Genomic DNA, 18,773 nt, shown 5'->3' on the forward strand with positions numbered 1-18,773 from the left:
TTAAATTTAATCTAAGTGCTCTATCCTCATGATCTGTTTTTTATGCATATAAACTAAGCGAATTTGGGTTATAGTGAATGCCTAATAAAAATTATTTAAAAACAGTGATTGAATCATACTGAGAATTATTTGGAGCACTTATGAGAACAGATTTAAAAGATCGCCATTATTTTGATGCGTATATTCAACTAAACTTGGATGATATTGCATTTTATGAACAGTGTTTAAAATCAGCTGATCAGAAAGAAGAACGTATACCTGCTATCAAACATCAAGTCTTCAATATATCTTTGCATACGGTGATTGCACAGTATTCAGCAGGTTTTAGCTCTGAACAAATGAAAGATTCATTTTTAGATCTTATCCCACGATTTGAAGCAGGTTGGTGCAATAATGAAAACAATAATAATAAAATTTACTTTGATGGTTATATTCAGGCACTCTGGATGGTTTCTCTAGCAATTTTATTAGATGTTGCCGTGGGTGATTTTCAACGAATCGTAAATACTTTAGAGGGTAAAAACAGCCAAGATATGATTTTAGATGTATTGATTTCCACTCAATTGCCTAGACAAAAATCTGAGCTATTACTTTATCCACAAAAATTTGAATTTATAAAAAAGTTAATAGATACACAGAATATAGAGGGATTTAAAGATTATCTGGATCGCAAGTGGTATCCAAGTATGAAACAGACATATTGGTTTGATCTTGATAAAAATAAGAATGATGTTTTCTTTGGTTATTGGAGTTTTGAAAGTGCGGCAATTGTTAAGCTTTTAAAATTGGATGATACGATACTCAAGGGGCAACGATATTATCCTTTCGATTTGATTCATCAGCATTAAATCACGCCAATTAAATCACAAATAGTTAAATCATGAATCTTTAACGCTTTCTTTGTGATGAGCATGATATTCATTGATCTCAATATTTTATCAGGAATAATAGAAGCAAAATTGTTTAGAGGTGAGCAGATGGAGATCATGATCAGTGGAGTGAATGTTGGCTGAGCATTGTGCATCATAAGAAAAAATAAAAAGACTGGATCGCAGCATGACCCAGTCTTTTTATTCAAATTGTTTTTACAGACAATTCAATTGCTAACTCGGGAGGAGTTTAAATCTTATTGACCCGCTTGAGGAGCTGAAGTCGCTGGTGCTTCTGCAGCACTTTCAGTCGCTGGTTGAGCAGTTGGTTGTCCAGCAGCTTGAGCATCTTCAGTAGCAGCTGGTTGCTCTTGAGTTGATACGACAACTTTTTCTGCTTCTGTTGCAGCTGTATCTGTTGCAGCAAAAGTTGAGAAAGCAGTGAAAGCAAGCGTAGTCGCTAAAAGTGTTTTAACAAGTTTCATATTGGCATCCTTAATTCATGAAATTAATCGTAAAGCGACCTGTGAAAGCAGTCGTTTGTTAAATGCGTTGCAGTTCACAGGGAGTAGGGTCATGCTAAGTGCAGATGAAAAATTGGGCAACCTCAGCAACAAAGCATAACAAGGTGGATTACATATTTAAAACAAATCATTGTATTGTGTTGCTTTTTTGTGATTATTCTACTTTTTTTGCAATGCTAAAATGTATGTAAATATGAAAAAATGATTAAAAAATATACCGGTTTGTTACTGTAAATAACATTGATTATATGATCTTAATGAATGCTATATTGGACTTTTGGATTATTATTGTAATTTTAATTTAAAAAATAGATTTAAAATTTGAAACTATTGGCAAATTTTACGTAATAATGGAGAGAGTCGAGTATAGCCATTCATATGTTTATTTTATTAGGTTGGGTGATATTTTGAAGATTTTTACTGAAAAAGCAGTTAAAACTCACATTATTTCTGGCTTTTTGGGTGCAGGAAAAACAACCTTACTACAGCATTTGCTGCAACAAAAGCCTGAGGGAGAAACTTGGGCGATTTTAATGAATGAGTTTGGGCAAATCGGTGTTGACCAGCAACTATTGCCTCAAGACTCTGGTTATGAAGTCAAAGAGTTATTGGGGGGGTGCTTATGCTGTGCTGGGCAACTTTCCATGCAAATTGCATTATCTCGCTTAATTTTTGATAAGCGTCCAGATCGGCTATTTATAGAACCTACAGGTTTAGGACATCCTGCACAACTTTTGGAACAATTGACAGAACCCCAGTGGCAAGCACAAATTGATATGCGAGCATTGGTTACTGTCATTGATGGTAGTCGATTAAATGACCAACAATGGATAAGTCAAGAACTCTATCAAGATCAATTAAAAGCTGCGCAATTGGTGGTAGTTTCTCATACAGATCTGATGTCTGAATCCGATTTCTTGGCTTTAGATGAATTCAAAAAGGACTATTTTGCTTATATTCAAACTTGGTTGCTTGCAGAGCAAGGACATTTGGATATTCAACAGTTAGATGTTGCTCATCAGGGAATCCAACGTAAAGTTCTGCCTTTGATTCAAGCACAAAAAAAATTAACTGCTGAAGATGAACTGCCCGTGATAAAACAGTTGCCTTATCACTATGTAGAAACTTCAAATGGTTATACGGTGGTTGGTTGGAAATTTTCAAAACGTTGGCAATTCGATTTTTACCAATTATTAGATGTTTTGTGTGAGCAAACAGATTGGTTAAGAATTAAAGGTATTTTTAATACCGATCAAGGTTGGATGACTTTTAATTTTAACCCAGACCATATCAACTATAAATCAGGTGAGGAAAGTATAGATAATCGTATAGAGCTCATTACACAACATGATCGTGATTGGGAAAGCCTAGAAAATGCTTTACTGAATTGTAGGATAGACCTATTGGAAAAAACGCAGTAATCCAATGCAAAATCTTATAGACTGTGCGCCATATTGAAGAACTTTTGGAATTTTCATGGCATTAAAAGCAACAATTTATAAGGCTGACCTCAATATTGCCAATATGGATGTGCATCAATATGGTGATTATCAATTGACCATGGCTTTGCACCCGTCTGAAACGATTGAGCGTTTGATGGTCCGTGTATTGGCATTTGCTCGTTTTGCAGATGAACAATTGGAATTTACCAAAGATTTGTTTGAAACAGATGAGCCTGCATTATGGGAAAAAGATTTGACTGGTCAATTGGTCAAATGGATTGAGGTGGGTTTGCCTGACGAAGATAAAGTCAAAAAAGCTGCGGCACGTTGTAAGGAAGTTGCTGTGGTGGCTTATGGAACATCTGTTGCAGAATGGTATAAAAGAAGTTCCAAGTTAAAAACATTGTCCAATGTTCAGGTTTGGCAATTGTCTGAAGCCAGTACAACTGCGGTCCAAGCTTTATGTCAACGTACGATGCAGTTGCAATTAAATGTGATGGATGGTGAATGGACTTTAATTGGAGATGATGCTCAAGCTGTGATTGAGTGGACTCAACTTCAATAATGCTCAAGATGAAATAAAATTTACTGAGAAAAAGCAGGCGAATCGCTTGCTTTTTTTTGCTTAAATTTCGTATATCTAAAGTGATCGAACATCTACATGTTGAATGACATATGAACAACGACATCTACCATTTACTAATGGCATTGGCAATTGGCGCAATTATTGGTGCAGAGCGTGAGTATCGCAGTAAGTCGGCTGGATTGAGAACGATGATCATGGTCAGCCTAGCATCCTGCTTATTCACTATTCTTTCCATTAAGATTGGTGTTGAAAACCCAGATCGTTTGGCTGCTAATATTTTGACAGGATTAGGCTTTTTAGGTGCAGGTGTTATTTTTAAAGATGATAATCGGATTTCAGGTATCACCACAGCAACGACCATCTGGATGGTAGCAGCGCTGGGAATGGCGGCAGGAGCAGGTTATGAATATTTAGCATTTATTGGAACAATATTGGTGCTGATTGTCTTAATATTTCTGGTGTATTTTCAAGATAAAATTGAAGCCATTCACCAATCTCGTAATTATCGGATCTTATGTGATTACCAACAAGAAACTTTAGATAAATATGAAGAATTATTTAAACAGTACAATATGAAAGTTCTTCGTGGAGTACAAAATAAGACAGAAAAGCAGATTATTGGTCGTTGGGTGGTTATCGGTTCTGCACAAAATCATAAGAAATTAACGCATTATTTATTGTTAGATCCAAACATTAAAGAGCTCAGCTTTTAACAGAAACACAATCTATTGTTGTTACAACGTCAGTATTTATTCATCCAAAATTCAGCTTAACAGCGTAGTTTAATTTTTATAAAAATATTGGAGTTAACAAATGCGTGATCCTTTTGAACGAGTTTGCAGTTTTAACCAACCACGAGATGCACAATTTACTGCGATTAAATATAAATTGATGACCAGCAGCGCATTTCGTTTTTTCCGAGGTTCATGTCATTTATATTATGAAGATTTAGCAACTCAACAGACTTGGACCGATCAAATGACCACATGGATCTGCGGTGATTTACATGTGGAAAATTTCGGGAGTTACCGCAGTCGTCATCAAGTGGTTTATTTTGATTTAAATGATTTTGATGAAGCCATATTGGCTCATCCAACTTGGGATGTTTCTCGATTTATTTGTAGTGTCTTTTTGGCAGGTAAAGCACTGAATATCAAAGATGATGATTTAAAAATAATCGCTGAACAGCTATTAGATGAATATTTAAAAGCGCTTGCTTTTGGAAAAGCCTACGCCGTCGAAAAAGAAACTGTAGATGGGATGTTAAAGAAATATATTCAAACAGTTTCTGAACGAGATTTCTTTGAATTTATTGAAACGCACTCATCTTTAGATAAAAAAACTCAGCAACGTTACTTAAACATAGACCAAAAGAAGTATTTTAAGGTTGATTCAAAACAACGCTATGTTGAATTGATGGCGATGTTTACTGGCTATTTAAATACCCATAATTTGCAGTCTCCCTCCCATTTTCAAGTATTAGATGTTGCGATACGTGTCGCTGGAACGGGGAGTATTGGTTTAGATCGTTATGTGTTTCTGGTCTATAATATTGAAAATAAAAAATATGCCTTGTTTGATGTGAAGCAAGCTCAAGCATCATCATTGAGTTTGTCGCCTTTTTTAAAAATTGAACAGCCCAAATGGGAAGATCAAGCACAACGTATTCAGTGTATTCAAACACTCATGCAGTATGAAACACCAGCTGAATTATCTAGGCTTGATTTTGATGGTCAAGCTTATATTGTCAAAGCTTTACAACCAGAACAGGATAAAATTGATTTTAAACAGTGTGTAGATAAACCCAAGAGGTTTACAGATGCCTGTTATAACATGGCACGCTTACTCGCCTATGCCCAATTACGCTCAGCAGGACGTAAAGGTTCTTCAAATGCAGATGAATTAATCAATTTTGCACAACATGCAGAACTTTGGAAAACGCAATTGTTGAAATACACGTATAATTATGCACAACAAGTTGAGCAAGATTATCAAAGCTTTTGTAAAAGTTATGCTGCTGCTGGCGGACTCTGACAAGGCTTCCCAATAATCATCTAATTATGAATAGGAATAATGTATGTCAAATGAATTAGAAATCATTGATCTAAAAGTTGGTGAAGGTAAAGAAGCTGTAAAAGGGGCTTTGATTACCACACACTATACGGGTTGGTTGGAAGATGGTACCAAGTTTGATTCTTCAATTGATCGTGGCAATTATTTTGAAACTGTGATTGGAACAGGTCGTGTGATTAAAGGTTGGGATCAAGGAATCATGGGAATGAAAGTGGGCGGGAAGCGTAAGTTAATCGTGCCTTCACACTTGGCATATGGTGAACGTAAAATGGGTAAAATTATTCCTGCGAACTCTAATCTGATTTTTGAAATAGAGTTGTTTGATGTAAAAACACGTGACTAAGTAGATTAAATTTCCTTGATACAAGGATTTTAAAACAATCAATAGAGGTCAAAAGACCTCTATTTTTGTATCTTAAAAACACAATGAATGGACAGAAAAAAGAGTGAGATTAAATGCTAAATATTGCTCCATTTTTTCTTCATATTTCAATGCTATAAAAATATAATGTCAGTGCTATTTTAATCGCTTATAGATTTGTAATAGTGTGATTTTAAACACAATTTAAAGACATTGTTGTTTATTAATTGATCAATGTTTAACAATCCTCTACAATACTTTTGTCCTAAAAGTGTTTAAATGATGCAAATAAATAATTCTGCTCAGAGTTATTTTTTAAGATTCGTTTCAGTTTTATTCTTTTAAATCATCGCTGTAAAACGTCTGTTTTAATTCGCCTTAAAAAAGGATTTTAGTATTTCAGAAATGAAGTGCTATAGGCGGGTTCAGATTTAAAACAATGATGATCGAGTATTTAAATATATGCTAAGCCGTTACTTTTCTCCTTCAGCGATGATATGCGTAACACTATTGTTTTCATCCTTTTATAATAGTGCTATGGCAGAAGTAGACCAAGTTGCTACTGAAACTCCTATTGAGCATGAACTACCTAAGATTGATTTAAATACGCTGACAATTATTGGTTATCATGAAATTACGCCAAATCATGATGCCGTCATTCCTGATTATGCAGTAACCACAAAGCAGTTTGAATTGCATTTAGACTGGTTACAGAAAAACGACTATCACTTTGTCAATGTTGACCAAATTATTAAAGCCAATGAAGGTAAGTTTAAATTACCGACTAAACCCGTTTTATTGACTGTCGATGATGGTTATCAGTCTTTTTATCAATATGGCTTTCCAGTAATTAAACAACGCAAGATTCCAGTTGTATTGGCTGTTGTGGGTTCTTGGCTAGAACCAAAAGCCAATGAAATGGTTCAATTTGGTGATGATAAATTACCACGTAAAAAACTTTTGTCTTGGGATGAACTGAAAACCATGCAAAAGAGCGGTTATGTGGAAATTGGTAGCCATAGCTATAACTTACACCGGGGTATTTTAGGCAATCCTCAAGGGAATTCTGAGCCTGCTGCGGTAACACGTGAATATTATCCAAAAAGTAAAACCTATGAATCGGATAAAGTCTATGCAGATCGTATTTTCAATGATTTGAAAAAGAACAATAAAGTATTGCAATCACATGGTTTAAAAGCACCACGCGTCATGGTGTGGCCATATGGTCGCTATAATATGGAAACAGTCGCATTGGCTAAAAAAGTGGGCATGCCAATAACAATTAGCTTGGACGATGGTCCTGATCATATTGAAAAATCATTAGGTCATTTAAACCGCATCTTGGTTGAAGGTAATATGACCACTGACGCTTTGGCACAAGAAATCCAAAGTCGTCAAATGAATTTTACTGACAATAATCGCCCGCAAAAAGTGATGCATGTCGACCTTGATTATATTTATGATCCAGACGAAGCACAGCAAGAGAAGAATTTAGGACATTTGTTAGATCGTATTCGTGAAATGAATGTGACCACAGTATTCTTACAAGCATTTGCTGATCCAGATGCAAACGGTTCTGCTGACATGGTCTATTTCCCGAACCGTTATCTTCCAATGCGTGCAGATTTATTTAACCGTGTTGCTTGGCAAATTCAAACCCGGACGCATGTGAGTCGTTTATATGCTTGGATGCCGTTGTTGGCTTGGGATTTACCTGCATCAAATCCAGCCTCTAAAGATGTTGTGGTAACTCAACAAGCCAAAGACAGTGATCATCTCAACATGGGTTATCACCGTTTGAGCCCATACTCTCCTGAAGCACGTAAAGTGATCGAAGGTATATATCAGGATTTAGCAAAGTCGACGACTTTTGATGGAATTTTATTCCATGATGATGCAACCTTATCCGATTATGAAGATGCAAGCCCTCAAGCGATCCAAGCCTATCAAAAAATTGGCTTACCTGCGGATTTAGAAGAAATTCGTAATGATGATGCGAAACTACAAAAATGGACTGATTTTAAAACCAAGACAATCGACAGTTTTGCAATGGATTTGGCGCAGAAAGCACGTTATTACCAACCATTTTTACTCACAGCTCGTAACTTGTATGCGCAGGTGGCACTGTCTGCATATTCTGAAAACTGGTATGCGCAGTCTTTAGAGCAGTCACTTAAAAATTATGACTTCACTGCAATCATGGCAATGCCTTATATGGAGCAAGCCCCTGACGCAACTAAATTCTATAAAGATTTAGTGCAACGTGTGAAGAAGCAACCCAATGGGATCAAAAAGACAATTTTTGAGTTACAGGCAGTAAACTGGCGTAATAACCAGAAAATTCCGACTTCTGAAATTACTCAAACAATTCAGTCCTTGTACCAACAAGGGGTGATGCATGTGGGTTATTATCCAGATGATCCGATTGAAGATCATCCAAATACTGCCGAGATGCGTAAAGTATTTGATTCTAAACCACAACGATTGGTTCCTTAAGGTGTGATATGAGCGCAATCCAGCACCTGTGGCAGTCCTTATTAAATTTTATCTTCTATTATCCATTATTTATGTCATATCTATGGATGATTGGTGCTTTAATTTTCTATTGGAAAGAGCGTAAAGAGCCTCCATATACTCAGCCAGCAGCTTTAGAAGAATATCCTTTAGTTGCAGTGCTTGTTCCTTGTTTTAATGAGCAGGATAATGCTGACGAAACCATCAGCCATGCATTAAAGTTGAATTATCCCAATTTTGAAGTTATTGCAATCAATGATGGAAGCTCTGACAATACAGCCGAGATTCTCAATCAATTGGCATTGAAGTACGACAAACTGCGTGTTGTACATTTGGCAGAGAACCAAGGTAAAGCGATGGCTTTACAAGCAGGGAGTTTGCTCACTGAGGCTGAGTTCTTGATCGGGATTGATGGTGATGCTTTGCTTGATCCACATGCTGCACAATGGATGATTCGTCATTTCTTAAATAATCCAACCGTTGCAGCGGTTACAGGTAACCCTCGTATTCGTACACGTTCAACTTTGCTTGGGCGCATTCAAGTCGGTGAATTTTCTTCGATTGTCGGAATGATTAAGCGTGCGCAAAGAACTTTTGGACGACTATTTACTGTATCAGGTGTGATCACGGCTTTTCGAAAAAGTGCTGTACATGAAGTAGGGTATTGGTCACCCAATATGCTGACTGAAGATATTGATGTCACTTGGAAGCTGCATCGTGCAGGTTGGGATGTCAAATTTGAACCTAATGCATTGGTGTGGATTTTGATGCCTGAAACCTTTAATGGTTTATGGAAACAACGTTTACGTTGGGCAATGGGTGGTGCGCAAGTTTTAATTAAGAATATAGATGTATTATTCAAACCGAAACTGAATTTTTTATGGCCTTTGATTATTGAGTTGATTCTAACGCTGGTCTGGTCATATTTAATGTTGATTATGGTGATTTTCTGGATATTACATTTGGTTCTTCCTTATGCTGGATTCCCAGCAATGAGTTCTCCATTATTACCGATGGGAACAGGAATCTTACTCGGTACGACTTGTTTATTACAGTTTGCAATCAGCAAATGGATGGACAGTCGTTATGAATCAAGTTTGGCGAGAAACTATTATTGGATGATTTGGTATCCTTTTGTATTTTGGTTGATTACCGTAACGGCAAGTATTGTGGCATTTCCTAAAGTTCTTTTACGTGGTGACAGTAAACGAGCACGTTGGGTAAGTCCTGACCGTGGGATGCGACAAGATGACTAAAAGGTTAAATAACCTAAGCCAATATCGTGCTTTTGAGATATGAAAATGAAAACTGAGTCTTTGATTATTGATGTACGCAAGCAGTTACCTTGGCATCGTCGTTACTTTTCGACAACCATCACTGCAATGTTGTGGGCATTTTGGTTGTTGCTTTGGAGACCGATTGTTATTTTGATTGGCTATCTGTCTTTAGAAAAGCCACAATTGGTTCACTACTTTTTTAATGCTTTTGCAAAAGCTCTAGAAAGTGGTTTGTTTGCTTTAATTGCTTGTGCGATTTCGTTGTGGTTGTGGAGTAACTTTGTGCCTGCTAAAACTAAAAAAGAAGCAGAAGCAAAATCTACTCAGGAATATGCTGATTATTTTAATCTGAATGCTGATGCATTGGTGCAATCTCGTCAGCAAAAAGTGGCGACAGTACACCATGATGCAGATGGTCGTATTACTTACATTGACTAAGGGTTGAGTCAATAAAAGTCCCACTGGTTGGGGCTTTTGTTTTCATAGGGAATAATAGATGTCCGCAAAAATAAATTCGGCAGAAAGTATCCGAGGCTTAGCCTGTTTAGCTGTCGTATTTTCTCATCTTGCCATGAGTTTTTTTCCATATTTACATCACTTTGATCCTCATGAAACCACGGATCTTAAATGGGTGTATCACATACATCATTCGCCGTTTGGTTTTTTTTACTCAGGCGATGCAGCTGTTTTTGTTTTTTTTGTATTGAGTGGCTATGTACTGAGCTATGCCATCTTAAAAAGCCCGCAGCAATTTCATTCTAAAATCAAGAATATGATGATTAAGCGTTATCCACGCTTAATGATTCCTGCACTTGCATCATGTTTGCTGATCTGGTCAGTCTTTAAAATCATTCATATCGATAGCCAGCATGTGGGGGCTTGGTTACAAGCATTTGCAGTACAAAATTACAGTTTTAGTCATGCACTTTATGAAGGCACGATAGGTGCTTTTCTATTTTCTGAAAGTGATGTCAATTGGGTCTTGTGGACCATGACCATTGAGTTGATGGGTTCATTTGTCTTATTTTTTTTACTTTATCTTTATCAGTATAAAAAGATAGCATTTTGGTTCGCATCACTACTGATTCCCTGTCTTGCATTTATATGGCGCGGACAAGGGTTTAGCTTTGGTATTTCGAGTTTTATTATTGGAATCTATATTTATCTCTATGCGAAAACATTGCCCAATTTGATTGCGATTCTCATGTTGTTCACAGGTTTGTATTTTGCAGGAGCGCACAATACCAGTACAGCATATGCGGGTCTTTATCATATCTTAGGTGAAAACACCTATGATTATGGCAATTTTATTGCAGGAATCTTGATTGTTTATAGTGTATTGATGAGCCCATTATTATCGCGACATTTGGATCATCCTATTTTGGTGTGGCTCGGTAAATTATCTTTTTCCATTTACTTACTGCATTTGTTGATGTTGTATTTGGTGTGTATTCCACTGTTTAATTTGTTTTTAAGTTGGCATTGGGCATATTCGTGGACTGTTCTTGTTTCTGGTTTAAGTGCAATTGCTGTGACTTTAATCGTTGCAAATTTTTATAGCCGATATGTTGATCAATTTGCGATAGATACCAGTAATCGTATTGCAAACAAAGTGCTTAAGCCCAGAAATAAGCCATAAGTTATAGTTGAAAAAGTTTTTTACAATTACAGCTGTATTTAGCTGTTTTTTAGACAGTTAAAGTTTGAAAAATATCATGATTTGAGAAAATATAGCGACTCTTTGTCAGCATGGATCGCTTATATGCGCCTGATCAAATCTATCGTTGTTTCGTTAATGGCAATGAGTATTCAATTTTCACAAGCTGCAACCTTAAACTCACAACAAGCATTGACTGAAGCCCCACCGATGAGTCTGTTTGAGCTGTGGAATGCACCGATTGAGCCTTTTAAAATTTTCCACCATGTTTATTATGTCGGTACTGAAAATCTTTCTTCAGTCTTATTTGATACAGGTGCAGGTTTGGTTCTCATTGATAGTGGAATTGATCAATCTGCGGTACAGATCAAAAGTAATATTGAGAAATTGGGTTTTAAAATCACCGATGTTAAATATCTGTTAAATAGTCATGCACGTTTGGATCAGGCAGGTGGTTTTGCCAAATTAAAACAATGGAGTGGGGCAAAACTGATTGCCAGTGCAGAGAATGCTGAGATGCTCGCCAATGGCGCCAGCACGGACTTTGCTTTGGGAAATCAATTGCCATTTCCTCCTGTAAAAGCGGATCTGATTTTTAAAGATGGCGAGCAGTTAAAGTTGGGTGAACAAGTCTTTACAGCTCATGCTACGCCTGGGCATTTACCGGGTGCGACTTCATGGACAACCGAAGTACAGTATCACTTTAAACATTATCAAATTATTTATGCTGATAGTTTGTTTACAGGGGGCTATCATTTATTAAATAACAAAAATTACCCTCATATCGTGACGGATATGCAAAAAACATTTCAAACGTTAAATGCGATTCATGCTGATATCTTTTTGGCAAATAAAGCTGATCGTTTCAATATGAAGCAGAAATTGATTAGACTGAAAGCAGGTGACCAAAATGCATTTATTGATCCAGATGGATTGCAAAATTATGTGGCAAAAGGTAAAGCAGAATTTGAGCAACAATTACAACAACAGCAAAGCTTGGCACAGTTAAAGACCTTACAATAATCACTTTTAAATGTTCTATACGTACGGATAGGGTGTTGTATCATTTAAATATTGATACAATGATGCTTGAATCGATCATTTCTTTGCTAAAGTATTGAAGTGATCATCCTTTATTCTAAAAATATAGAAAATCGACATGAAAATACGATCATTCCCATCCTTTTTATTGATCTGTGGTTTAGTGGCAACAGCACAAATCTATGCCAAACCATTTGAACAATTAACCGTTCAAACGAAGCTTTCTAATGAATGCACACAAGATGATAGCGAGATATTTACAGCACAAACTTACCAGTTAGGTTCAACAAAAGTCGGGTTAAAGAGCTATTCATGCCAAACGAAGAAGCAAAATAAAGAACAATATTATTCAGCGTATGGATTGCAGTTTAATGGCAAAAAATCAGTCTATTTTGTCGATCATAGTGTTGATGCTATTGGTTATGTTGCAGTAAAAGCAGAAAAAATCGATGCAGATACTGTTTATTTTGATGGTATGTATGAACGAGGTGGTGATTTAATTATTGTATGGGTAGAAGACTTACAACATATTCACCATCTAAAAGTTCATTATATGGCATCAGATGAAGGAGGTGTAAAGCTCTATACACGGAATAATCAGATCTACATTCAAAAAATTGATTTAAAAGAACTTGATGGCGACAAGCCAATTTATAAAAATGTAGGAAAACCCATTACTTTAAAGAAGATTCCAAACAAAGGGCTTGAATTTTCAGGTGGGAATTTAAAGCTATTTCAAACAACTGCTGATTAGGTATTGTAAAGAAAGAAATTGTTACGTTTAAAGCTGATCAGTTGATTTTGATCGTTATACAATTCAATCAGTATATCACTAAAAAAACAATCAAAATATCTAGCTTTAAACTTGGCAAATACGTCTGAACTAAGCTGTATTTTATGTTTGAGATGAGTCTATGTTGAAATTAATCATTGTTTTACTCATTTTGATTGCACTCTATGTGTTATGGCGTTTGTTCGCTAAACATAAAATTAATGCAGCCGTCGAACAGCAAAGGCAAGACCTTTCCAAATGGATAAAAAATCCACCCGAAGATCATGAATTGCCTGAAAAAACCAAGCTGATTAAACAGATGATTGATCAAGAACGACAAAAAAACACCACAGAAATATCCTCAACACAAGATTCTATAGATCAAGTTGAACAGCAAGTTATGACCGAACCAGAAACTGCCAATGAGTTTCAGATCACTGATGAAGATCAACGTTTATTTGATGCCGCAGCACAATTGTTTTTTCAGCAGGCGCTACAAACTAAAGATTTTTCTCAAGCGGGGCATATTCAGCATGATATGTTGAGTAAGATGCCAATGAATACACAAAGTCAAGTTGGCTCATTTGACTTTGGGGAATGGTCTATTTTTTGGAATTATCATGACCAATCGCTTGAATATTATGTTGGGCGTTATGGCGTGTTCTACGCCCATGTCGATCATCAGGGGGTAGAACATAAAGCCGAGTTCAAAGACCGTTATTGACCTTCCAGTAAACTGGTTAATTCTTTGAGTCGAAATTGTGTCGCATTCATTTCACAGTCTAAATGTGCAAAGCCTGAAGCTAAGCCCATTGCACCATAATATAAGCTTCCCGTAAGTTCTGTACATTGCGCATCACGATAGCTCAGCCAAGCTTTTTGTGCTTTTTCCAGCAACGCTTTATTTTTAGCATCATATTGTTGGTAGATTCGTTGATAGATCTTATTCATTTTTACCTTATCTGTTTTGAGCTGCTGCTCCATACAGCTATAGGTCTGTAGTTGATCTGTCTGATTGCATTTGGCATATGCAATGCTACAGATACTGGTTGAAAGGAAGGCATAAAAAATTAAATTTGTTAAATATTTCATCATTTAAATCACTGAAGTTATGTATGGGTTAAAGTTGAATAAAATTATTTTATAGTAGTTGCAGTACACGTTTTTTGACTTGATCCAAATAGAATATATCTTGATAAAGTCGATACATTAAAATTGCTCCCTCATAATCTGCTACAGTTATTTTGGCTACCTTTAGAGCATCTTGCTCGTTGAGCGTTTGTTTAAAGAGTTGATATAAAACATGCTGCCAATCCTGAAAAATGGTGCGAATCTTTTGCAACACCGTGTAAGATATATCATTGGCTTCTAATGAAAGAATACCCATGAGACAGCCTTTTATTTCATAACTAAAAAAAAGTACTGCTTTTTCATGTATGGTTTGAAACTGGGTAGATGTATCAATGACAGCAAAGTCTTCAAGCTTAAACAAAGATTGATTTAGATATTGATGAGTATGTTCTAGAACTTGCATCAATAAAGCTTCTTTACTTGGGTAATAATAATAAAAAGAGGCTTTACTCAGTCCGCATGCTTTTGCCAACATATCCATACTTGTCCCAGCATAACCATGTGCTTTAAATTGTAAAGCACAGCTATTGAGCATCTGTTCAGTAGAAAGTTTTTGTGGACGCATAGCTTACCTAGAAAATCTACAAATTTATATTGCGCTGTATTTATGAAGAAGGTGGTATTAAACTCTCAAAAGTAGCTAACATTTTATCCCAAATCTGTTCCGAACCTTTTCGAAAATATCCCATATGCCCAATCTGTTGAAGTCCAAATTCATCTGCTGAAATATTGATAAAATGCATAGGCGCATTTTTATAATGTTGCATAAATGCATAACGAGAGTTCGGTAAAGCCCAATCATCATCCAAAGCTGCGACAGCATAAATCGGCGTTTTGACTTGAGCATATTGGTCATGCAATGTCTGTTGTTCAGGATCAGCAAAAAAATAAGTTGGATTTTTACACCATTTACGCCACTGTTGATATACGCCTTTTGGAAGATCAGCCCCCATATTGAGTTTACTCCAAGGTAAATAACCCGTGATAGCGACCATCGGGGGAAACACGATATTCCAAATCACCTGAACTTTAAGTTTTTCTTTCAAAGGCATATAGCCGTGCCATCCAGCACCTGTACCGAAACAATACATCGCTGTGACTTTGTCATGATTGGGGGTTAGCCCAAGCGCTTGACCACCATAAGAATGTCCCACAACAAATAAAGCAGTGTCATCTTCAAAAAAGTAGTCAATCGCGCCTGCAAGATCTAATTTGCCCCAGTCCAGATAAGACATTTTAAAGCCTTTTAGTTGCCGTGGTGCAGACTTGTCTACACCACGGTAATCAAAGCAAAGCACTTGATAGCCCATTTGCGAAGCATATTCAGAGAATCGTCGATAGAATGCCTGTGGTACGCCAGTAGCACTTGAAACCAGTAAATTGGCTTTAATCGAATTTTGGGTTGGGGTATAACGTGTTCCAACAAGCGTATAGCCATCCAAAGCTTGAAATGTGACCGATTCACATTTAAAACCATTTTCTTTCGAGGGTTGTATTTGTGCGAGGTGGTTTATATTTAGCATCATCTTATCTCTAATTTTTTGGCATTGCTAAATCTTAAAATAATGGTTTATTTACCCTTGAACTGTGGAGCACGACGTTCAATCATGGCTCTTACACCTTCCTGTGCATCTTCAGAGTTGAGCAACGGCGTCAATAAATTTTGCAAATTACCAAACGCAACTTCAGGGCTGTATAAAAATGCTTGATGGGCAGAATGCAGCGCTGCTTGAACTGCGAGTGGTGCCGCACTTGCAATACGTTCAGCTAATTCCAATGCACGAATCAACTGATTATTGCCTTCAACGACTTCGGTAACCAAATTCATTTCATAGGCTGTTTGTGCATTGAACAAATCACCTGTGAGTACATATTTCATGGCTTTTGCCCAGCCTGCGGCTTGTACGAAACGTACTGTTGCGCCACCGAAAGGCAAGATACCACGTTGTACCTCGATCTGCGTAAACTGGGTATTTTGATTGGCAATGACAAGATCTGAATTCAACATCAGTTCAATCCCTGCGGTATAACAATAGCCTTGGACTGCTGTAATCAATGGTTTTGTTCTTTGGCGCCCTACAGTCCCCCAAGGATTAACCATATCATCAGTAAAACTAAAAACGCCGTCAGCTAATTTGGGTTGTAACTCAACCAAATCTAAACCCGCAGTAAAATGTTCACCATGCGCAAAAACTACTGCGCAGCGAAGTTCAGGATTTTTTTCATATTCCGTGAGCGCAAGTGATAGGTCATGGATCATATGGCTATCAAAAGCATTCCGCTTATCTGCACGATCCAAGCCGATTAAGAAAATATGACCTCGGATTTCTCGGCTTACTTTTCCTTGTGAATTTGACATGTTGTTGTTCTCGCTTTAGTTGTTTTATCTATTTTTAAACGATCGTTAGAAAACTGTCAATTGTATAAAAATGACGCGATCGTTTAACTGTGTATAACATATTTTTTTAAACATTCAATTGATCAAATTTATTCAACTTAAGTGAGTTTAAGTGGTAAATAACATGATGGTGTAATCAACACTTTGAACAGTGAAATATTTTTATATTTAAAAGAAATGCCCATTTATCATAAATAAATGGGCATTACCTGATCAACTTTTTAAAATTGAACAATTATTTTTTGGTTTTTCCTAAAATCTTCTGAATAGGAAGCTTATCCGTTGCAAAGCCATAAATCGCTGCAAAAGGAAGTGCTGTACGGGCAAGGTAGGCAACACGCCATAAACCACCATGATTCGCACCTTCCATCATCAACTCTAATGGATGTTCCATTTGTGTTGCTGGGTTGGCAACCGAGTTTGGGTTTTTGAGATCATGAATCCACAATGCCGCCATGATCGAATTGGTGGTTTCAGGGCTAAATGCTTCAACATCAAATAAACTTGCACCATTAAACGCAGCTTTAAGTAATGGATTTTTAGTGACAGAGTGAGTTGTGGTTGAAGGTGCGATATTGATACTGACATGTTGTCCTTGATGTCTTGCTAAAGTCGCACGCCATTGTTGAATGCGTTTTGCTAAAGCATAGTTCGGACCTTGCTCAACCACTAAACAGTCAGCAATGCCATAAGCTTTGCCATTTTCAGAGTGTATTATCTGCTGATTGTTATTTTTAAAAAATTGTTTTAAAGAGAGTGCTGAGATACTTTTGCTGAGTATTGTTTCAAATTTTGATCGTTGTTTAAACTTTTCTGTAGCACCTTCAATCACTTCTTTTGGCACTGCATAGACATCCGTTGGCGTACACATATACATCAATGATGAGTCAGTTTTTTGTTCACTGACATTGCTCATGATACTGTCCATTGCGATTGAAACACGCACATGCTTTTCACCATCTAGATATGCAATAGATGCCAAGTCTAGTTTGTGTGGGTTCTCGCATAACCATTGCGTAATTTCAGGAATTTGGGTGAGTAAATTTGCTCCAAGCTTGGTTTTTAATTCATTCAAATCATTGCTGTCATTGATTTGTTGTAAGCTTGGTGCATAGAGGGTGGCATTACCATTTTGAATAGTCTCGAGAATTTTCCCCCAAACACGCTCATTGGGTAAATCCACTGCAATAATATTGGCTTTCCATTGAGCTAACCATGTCAAAGGACCTGCTTCTGAGGCTGCGCCGAATAAAACCAAAGTACGGTCAGATAAATCAAACCATTCTGGATGGGCAACCACTTCTCTTAAGGCATCCGCATGGCTGGTTTCAATGATGCCTGCTTCTTGCCATGTCTGAATTTGTTTGAGTAAGGCTTCACCTGAAAGTTTTTGTCCATGATAAGGAACAAACCATTCGGGTTGTGCATCCGATTGTCCTTTAATCGTGATGGTTTGAATTTTGTCTAAGAGGGGAACTGACATCACGTCTTTTAAGGAATAACGCTGCCCATCTCTGAAAAAGTCAAAGCTGTGTTGAGCTTTATGTAAGCCTTGTTTTGCAATCGTGATCGCGTTATGTGTCGATTGAATGCCGTTTTCTACCAATGCTTTAAAATAAATGGGATAATTTTTACGCCAGTTTTTTTCATCCAACACCTTTTGAGCATTGATATTGTCAACCAATGACAGTGCCTCAGCAATAATTTCCTTACCCACTTGGGAGCTACTGCTTTTTTGGGTTTCAGGATGAACCGTGAATTGTAAACCTTCATTTGAACTGGACATGCAAAATATCTCGTTTTACTTCATCATTAATATACAGATGTATACATTATCCATGCCAAATTGAGGAATCGAGTGGCATAATCTGACAAAATGCAGCTCAATTGGTTGTGCGATTGTAATGTCACATCAAACGAAATGTTGAGATGAAATTGGGTTGTTAAAAATACTTTAGCTGAGTCAGTGTATTTCACATATTTCAGTCATGTATTGCTTTGGAATTGATGGATTACACTTGATCTTGCTGGTAAAAATTTAGCGATAGAAAAGCTTTTTTTTGATGTGAATGAGGGTAATTTTTGTCTCGAATTTTGAATATCTTATGTTTTTACATCTTTTTAATTT

Annotated in this window: 19 protein-coding genes; 13 read left to right on the plus strand and 6 right to left on the minus strand. The window is 36.8% G+C overall.

Annotation, left to right across the window (positions count from 1 at the left end):
• Positions 1 to 140 precede the first annotated feature (140 nt).
• Positions 141 to 848: a PoNe immunity protein domain-containing protein gene (locus tag I9192_RS04715; RefSeq protein WP_200150150.1), complete on the plus strand. Its 708-nt coding sequence runs from the start codon at positions 141 to 143 to the stop codon at positions 846 to 848.
• Positions 849 to 1,126: 278 nt separating this feature from the next.
• Here the strand turns inward: I9192_RS04715 and I9192_RS04720 are convergent, their stop codons facing one another.
• On the minus strand, positions 1,127 to 1,354 hold the full coding sequence (locus I9192_RS04720; RefSeq protein WP_005030824.1) for a hypothetical protein: 228 nt from the start codon (positions 1,352 to 1,354) through the stop codon (positions 1,127 to 1,129).
• 446 nt (positions 1,355 to 1,800) lie between these two features.
• On the opposite strand from I9192_RS04720, the gene I9192_RS04725 reads away from it, so the two are divergent.
• The 12 genes from I9192_RS04725 (at position 1,801) to I9192_RS04780 (ending at position 13,840) form a co-directional block, all read left to right on the plus strand.
• Complete coding sequence (locus I9192_RS04725) at positions 1,801 to 2,814, plus strand: CobW family GTP-binding protein (RefSeq protein WP_200150151.1); 1,014 nt, start codon at positions 1,801 to 1,803, stop codon at positions 2,812 to 2,814.
• A gap of 55 nt (positions 2,815 to 2,869) precedes the next feature.
• On the plus strand, positions 2,870 to 3,400 hold the full coding sequence (locus I9192_RS04730; protein ID WP_004828098.1) for a YaeQ family protein: 531 nt from the start codon (positions 2,870 to 2,872) through the stop codon (positions 3,398 to 3,400).
• Between the two features lie 110 nt (positions 3,401 to 3,510).
• A complete protein-coding gene (locus I9192_RS04735) occupies positions 3,511 to 4,134 on the plus strand; it encodes an MgtC/SapB family protein (protein ID WP_004828100.1) in 624 nt (207 codons plus the stop codon).
• Between the two features lie 100 nt (positions 4,135 to 4,234).
• On the plus strand, positions 4,235 to 5,455 hold the full coding sequence (locus tag I9192_RS04740; protein WP_005030821.1) for a DUF2252 domain-containing protein: 1,221 nt from the start codon (positions 4,235 to 4,237) through the stop codon (positions 5,453 to 5,455).
• 43 nt (positions 5,456 to 5,498) lie between these two features.
• Positions 5,499 to 5,837 carry an FKBP-type peptidyl-prolyl cis-trans isomerase gene (locus tag I9192_RS04745; protein ID WP_004828104.1) on the plus strand — a complete coding sequence of 113 codons (339 nt, stop codon included), beginning with the start codon at positions 5,499 to 5,501 and terminating at the stop codon, positions 5,835 to 5,837.
• A 480-nt stretch (positions 5,838 to 6,317) separates the two neighbouring features.
• Positions 6,318 to 8,351: a poly-beta-1,6-N-acetyl-D-glucosamine N-deacetylase PgaB gene (gene pgaB / locus I9192_RS04750; RefSeq protein WP_005030820.1), complete on the plus strand. Its 2,034-nt coding sequence runs from the start codon at positions 6,318 to 6,320 to the stop codon at positions 8,349 to 8,351.
• An 8-nt stretch (positions 8,352 to 8,359) separates the two neighbouring features.
• The gene (gene pgaC, locus I9192_RS04755; protein ID WP_005030818.1) at positions 8,360 to 9,625 is read left to right on the plus strand and encodes a poly-beta-1,6-N-acetyl-D-glucosamine synthase; all 1,266 of its coding nucleotides are present in this window, start codon (positions 8,360 to 8,362) and stop codon (positions 9,623 to 9,625) included.
• A 45-nt stretch (positions 9,626 to 9,670) separates the two neighbouring features.
• Positions 9,671 to 10,084, plus strand: coding sequence for a poly-beta-1,6-N-acetyl-D-glucosamine biosynthesis protein PgaD (gene pgaD, locus I9192_RS04760; RefSeq protein ID WP_004828110.1), 414 nt, complete (start codon positions 9,671 to 9,673; stop codon positions 10,082 to 10,084).
• A gap of 58 nt (positions 10,085 to 10,142) precedes the next feature.
• The gene (locus tag I9192_RS04765; protein WP_200150152.1) at positions 10,143 to 11,285 is read left to right on the plus strand and encodes an acyltransferase family protein; all 1,143 of its coding nucleotides are present in this window, start codon (positions 10,143 to 10,145) and stop codon (positions 11,283 to 11,285) included.
• A gap of 123 nt (positions 11,286 to 11,408) precedes the next feature.
• Positions 11,409 to 12,326 carry an HARLDQ motif MBL-fold protein gene (locus I9192_RS04770; protein ID WP_005030815.1) on the plus strand — a complete coding sequence of 306 codons (918 nt, stop codon included), beginning with the start codon at positions 11,409 to 11,411 and terminating at the stop codon, positions 12,324 to 12,326.
• Positions 12,327 to 12,462: 136 nt separating this feature from the next.
• Positions 12,463 to 13,098, plus strand: a complete 636-nt coding sequence (locus tag I9192_RS04775; RefSeq protein WP_005030814.1) for a hypothetical protein — start codon at positions 12,463 to 12,465, stop codon at positions 13,096 to 13,098.
• Positions 13,099 to 13,258: 160 nt separating this feature from the next.
• Positions 13,259 to 13,840 (plus strand): hypothetical protein, encoded by a 582-nt coding sequence (locus I9192_RS04780; RefSeq protein ID WP_005030813.1) that lies wholly within the window; start codon positions 13,259 to 13,261, stop codon positions 13,838 to 13,840.
• Here the strand turns inward: I9192_RS04780 and I9192_RS04785 are convergent.
• The 5 genes from I9192_RS04785 to I9192_RS04805 all read right to left on the minus strand — a co-directional run bounded on the left by I9192_RS04785 (position 13,834) and on the right by I9192_RS04805 (position 18,431).
• A complete protein-coding gene (locus I9192_RS04785) occupies positions 13,834 to 14,208 on the minus strand; it encodes a lysozyme inhibitor LprI family protein (protein WP_010591010.1) in 375 nt (124 codons plus the stop codon). The two genes, I9192_RS04780 and I9192_RS04785, sit on opposite strands and share 7 nt — an antisense overlap.
• A 49-nt stretch (positions 14,209 to 14,257) precedes the next feature.
• Positions 14,258 to 14,812: a TetR/AcrR family transcriptional regulator gene (locus I9192_RS04790; RefSeq protein ID WP_005030811.1), complete on the minus strand. Its 555-nt coding sequence runs from the start codon at positions 14,810 to 14,812 to the stop codon at positions 14,258 to 14,260.
• 40 nt (positions 14,813 to 14,852) lie between these two features.
• Positions 14,853 to 15,770, minus strand: coding sequence for an alpha/beta hydrolase family protein (locus tag I9192_RS04795; RefSeq protein ID WP_200150411.1), 918 nt, complete (start codon positions 15,768 to 15,770; stop codon positions 14,853 to 14,855).
• A 47-nt stretch (positions 15,771 to 15,817) separates the two neighbouring features.
• Positions 15,818 to 16,606, minus strand: a complete 789-nt coding sequence (locus tag I9192_RS04800) for a crotonase/enoyl-CoA hydratase family protein (protein ID WP_005030808.1) — start codon at positions 16,604 to 16,606, stop codon at positions 15,818 to 15,820.
• Between the two features lie 274 nt (positions 16,607 to 16,880).
• Entirely contained in the window at positions 16,881 to 18,431 is a 1,551-nt protein-coding gene (locus I9192_RS04805; protein WP_004828126.1) for a hypothetical protein, read from the minus strand.
• Positions 18,432 to 18,773 lie beyond the last annotated feature (342 nt).

It is taken from the genome of Acinetobacter bereziniae (assembly GCF_016576965.1).
In the GTDB taxonomy this organism is placed as follows: domain Bacteria; phylum Pseudomonadota; class Gammaproteobacteria; order Pseudomonadales; family Moraxellaceae; genus Acinetobacter; species Acinetobacter bereziniae.

Coding starts and splice junctions, on each gene's coding strand:
- I9192_RS04800 (WP_005030808.1), bottom strand. CDS start 16,606: ATGTCAAATTCACAAGGAAAAGTAAGCCGAGAAATCCGAGGTCATATT.
- I9192_RS04720 (WP_005030824.1), bottom strand. CDS start 1,354: ATGAAACTTGTTAAAACACTTTTAGCGACTACGCTTGCTTTCACTGCT.
- I9192_RS04775 (WP_005030814.1), top strand. CDS start 12,463: ATGAAAATACGATCATTCCCATCCTTTTTATTGATCTGTGGTTTAGTG.
- pgaD (WP_004828110.1), top strand. CDS start 9,671: ATGAAAACTGAGTCTTTGATTATTGATGTACGCAAGCAGTTACCTTGG.
- I9192_RS04805 (WP_004828126.1), bottom strand. CDS start 18,431: ATGTCCAGTTCAAATGAAGGTTTACAATTCACGGTTCATCCTGAAACC.
- pgaB (WP_005030820.1), top strand. CDS start 6,318: ATGCTAAGCCGTTACTTTTCTCCTTCAGCGATGATATGCGTAACACTA.
- I9192_RS04765 (WP_200150152.1), top strand. CDS start 10,143: ATGTCCGCAAAAATAAATTCGGCAGAAAGTATCCGAGGCTTAGCCTGT.
- I9192_RS04735 (WP_004828100.1), top strand. CDS start 3,511: ATGAACAACGACATCTACCATTTACTAATGGCATTGGCAATTGGCGCA.
- I9192_RS04770 (WP_005030815.1), top strand. CDS start 11,409: ATGCGCCTGATCAAATCTATCGTTGTTTCGTTAATGGCAATGAGTATT.
- I9192_RS04745 (WP_004828104.1), top strand. CDS start 5,499: ATGTCAAATGAATTAGAAATCATTGATCTAAAAGTTGGTGAAGGTAAA.
- I9192_RS04790 (WP_005030811.1), bottom strand. CDS start 14,812: ATGCGTCCACAAAAACTTTCTACTGAACAGATGCTCAATAGCTGTGCT.
- I9192_RS04740 (WP_005030821.1), top strand. CDS start 4,235: ATGCGTGATCCTTTTGAACGAGTTTGCAGTTTTAACCAACCACGAGAT.
- I9192_RS04785 (WP_010591010.1), bottom strand. CDS start 14,208: ATGAAATATTTAACAAATTTAATTTTTTATGCCTTCCTTTCAACCAGT.
- I9192_RS04730 (WP_004828098.1), top strand. CDS start 2,870: ATGGCATTAAAAGCAACAATTTATAAGGCTGACCTCAATATTGCCAAT.
- I9192_RS04715 (WP_200150150.1), top strand. CDS start 141: ATGAGAACAGATTTAAAAGATCGCCATTATTTTGATGCGTATATTCAA.
- I9192_RS04795 (WP_200150411.1), bottom strand. CDS start 15,770: ATGCTAAATATAAACCACCTCGCACAAATACAACCCTCGAAAGAAAAT.
- pgaC (WP_005030818.1), top strand. CDS start 8,360: ATGAGCGCAATCCAGCACCTGTGGCAGTCCTTATTAAATTTTATCTTC.
- I9192_RS04780 (WP_005030813.1), top strand. CDS start 13,259: ATGTTGAAATTAATCATTGTTTTACTCATTTTGATTGCACTCTATGTG.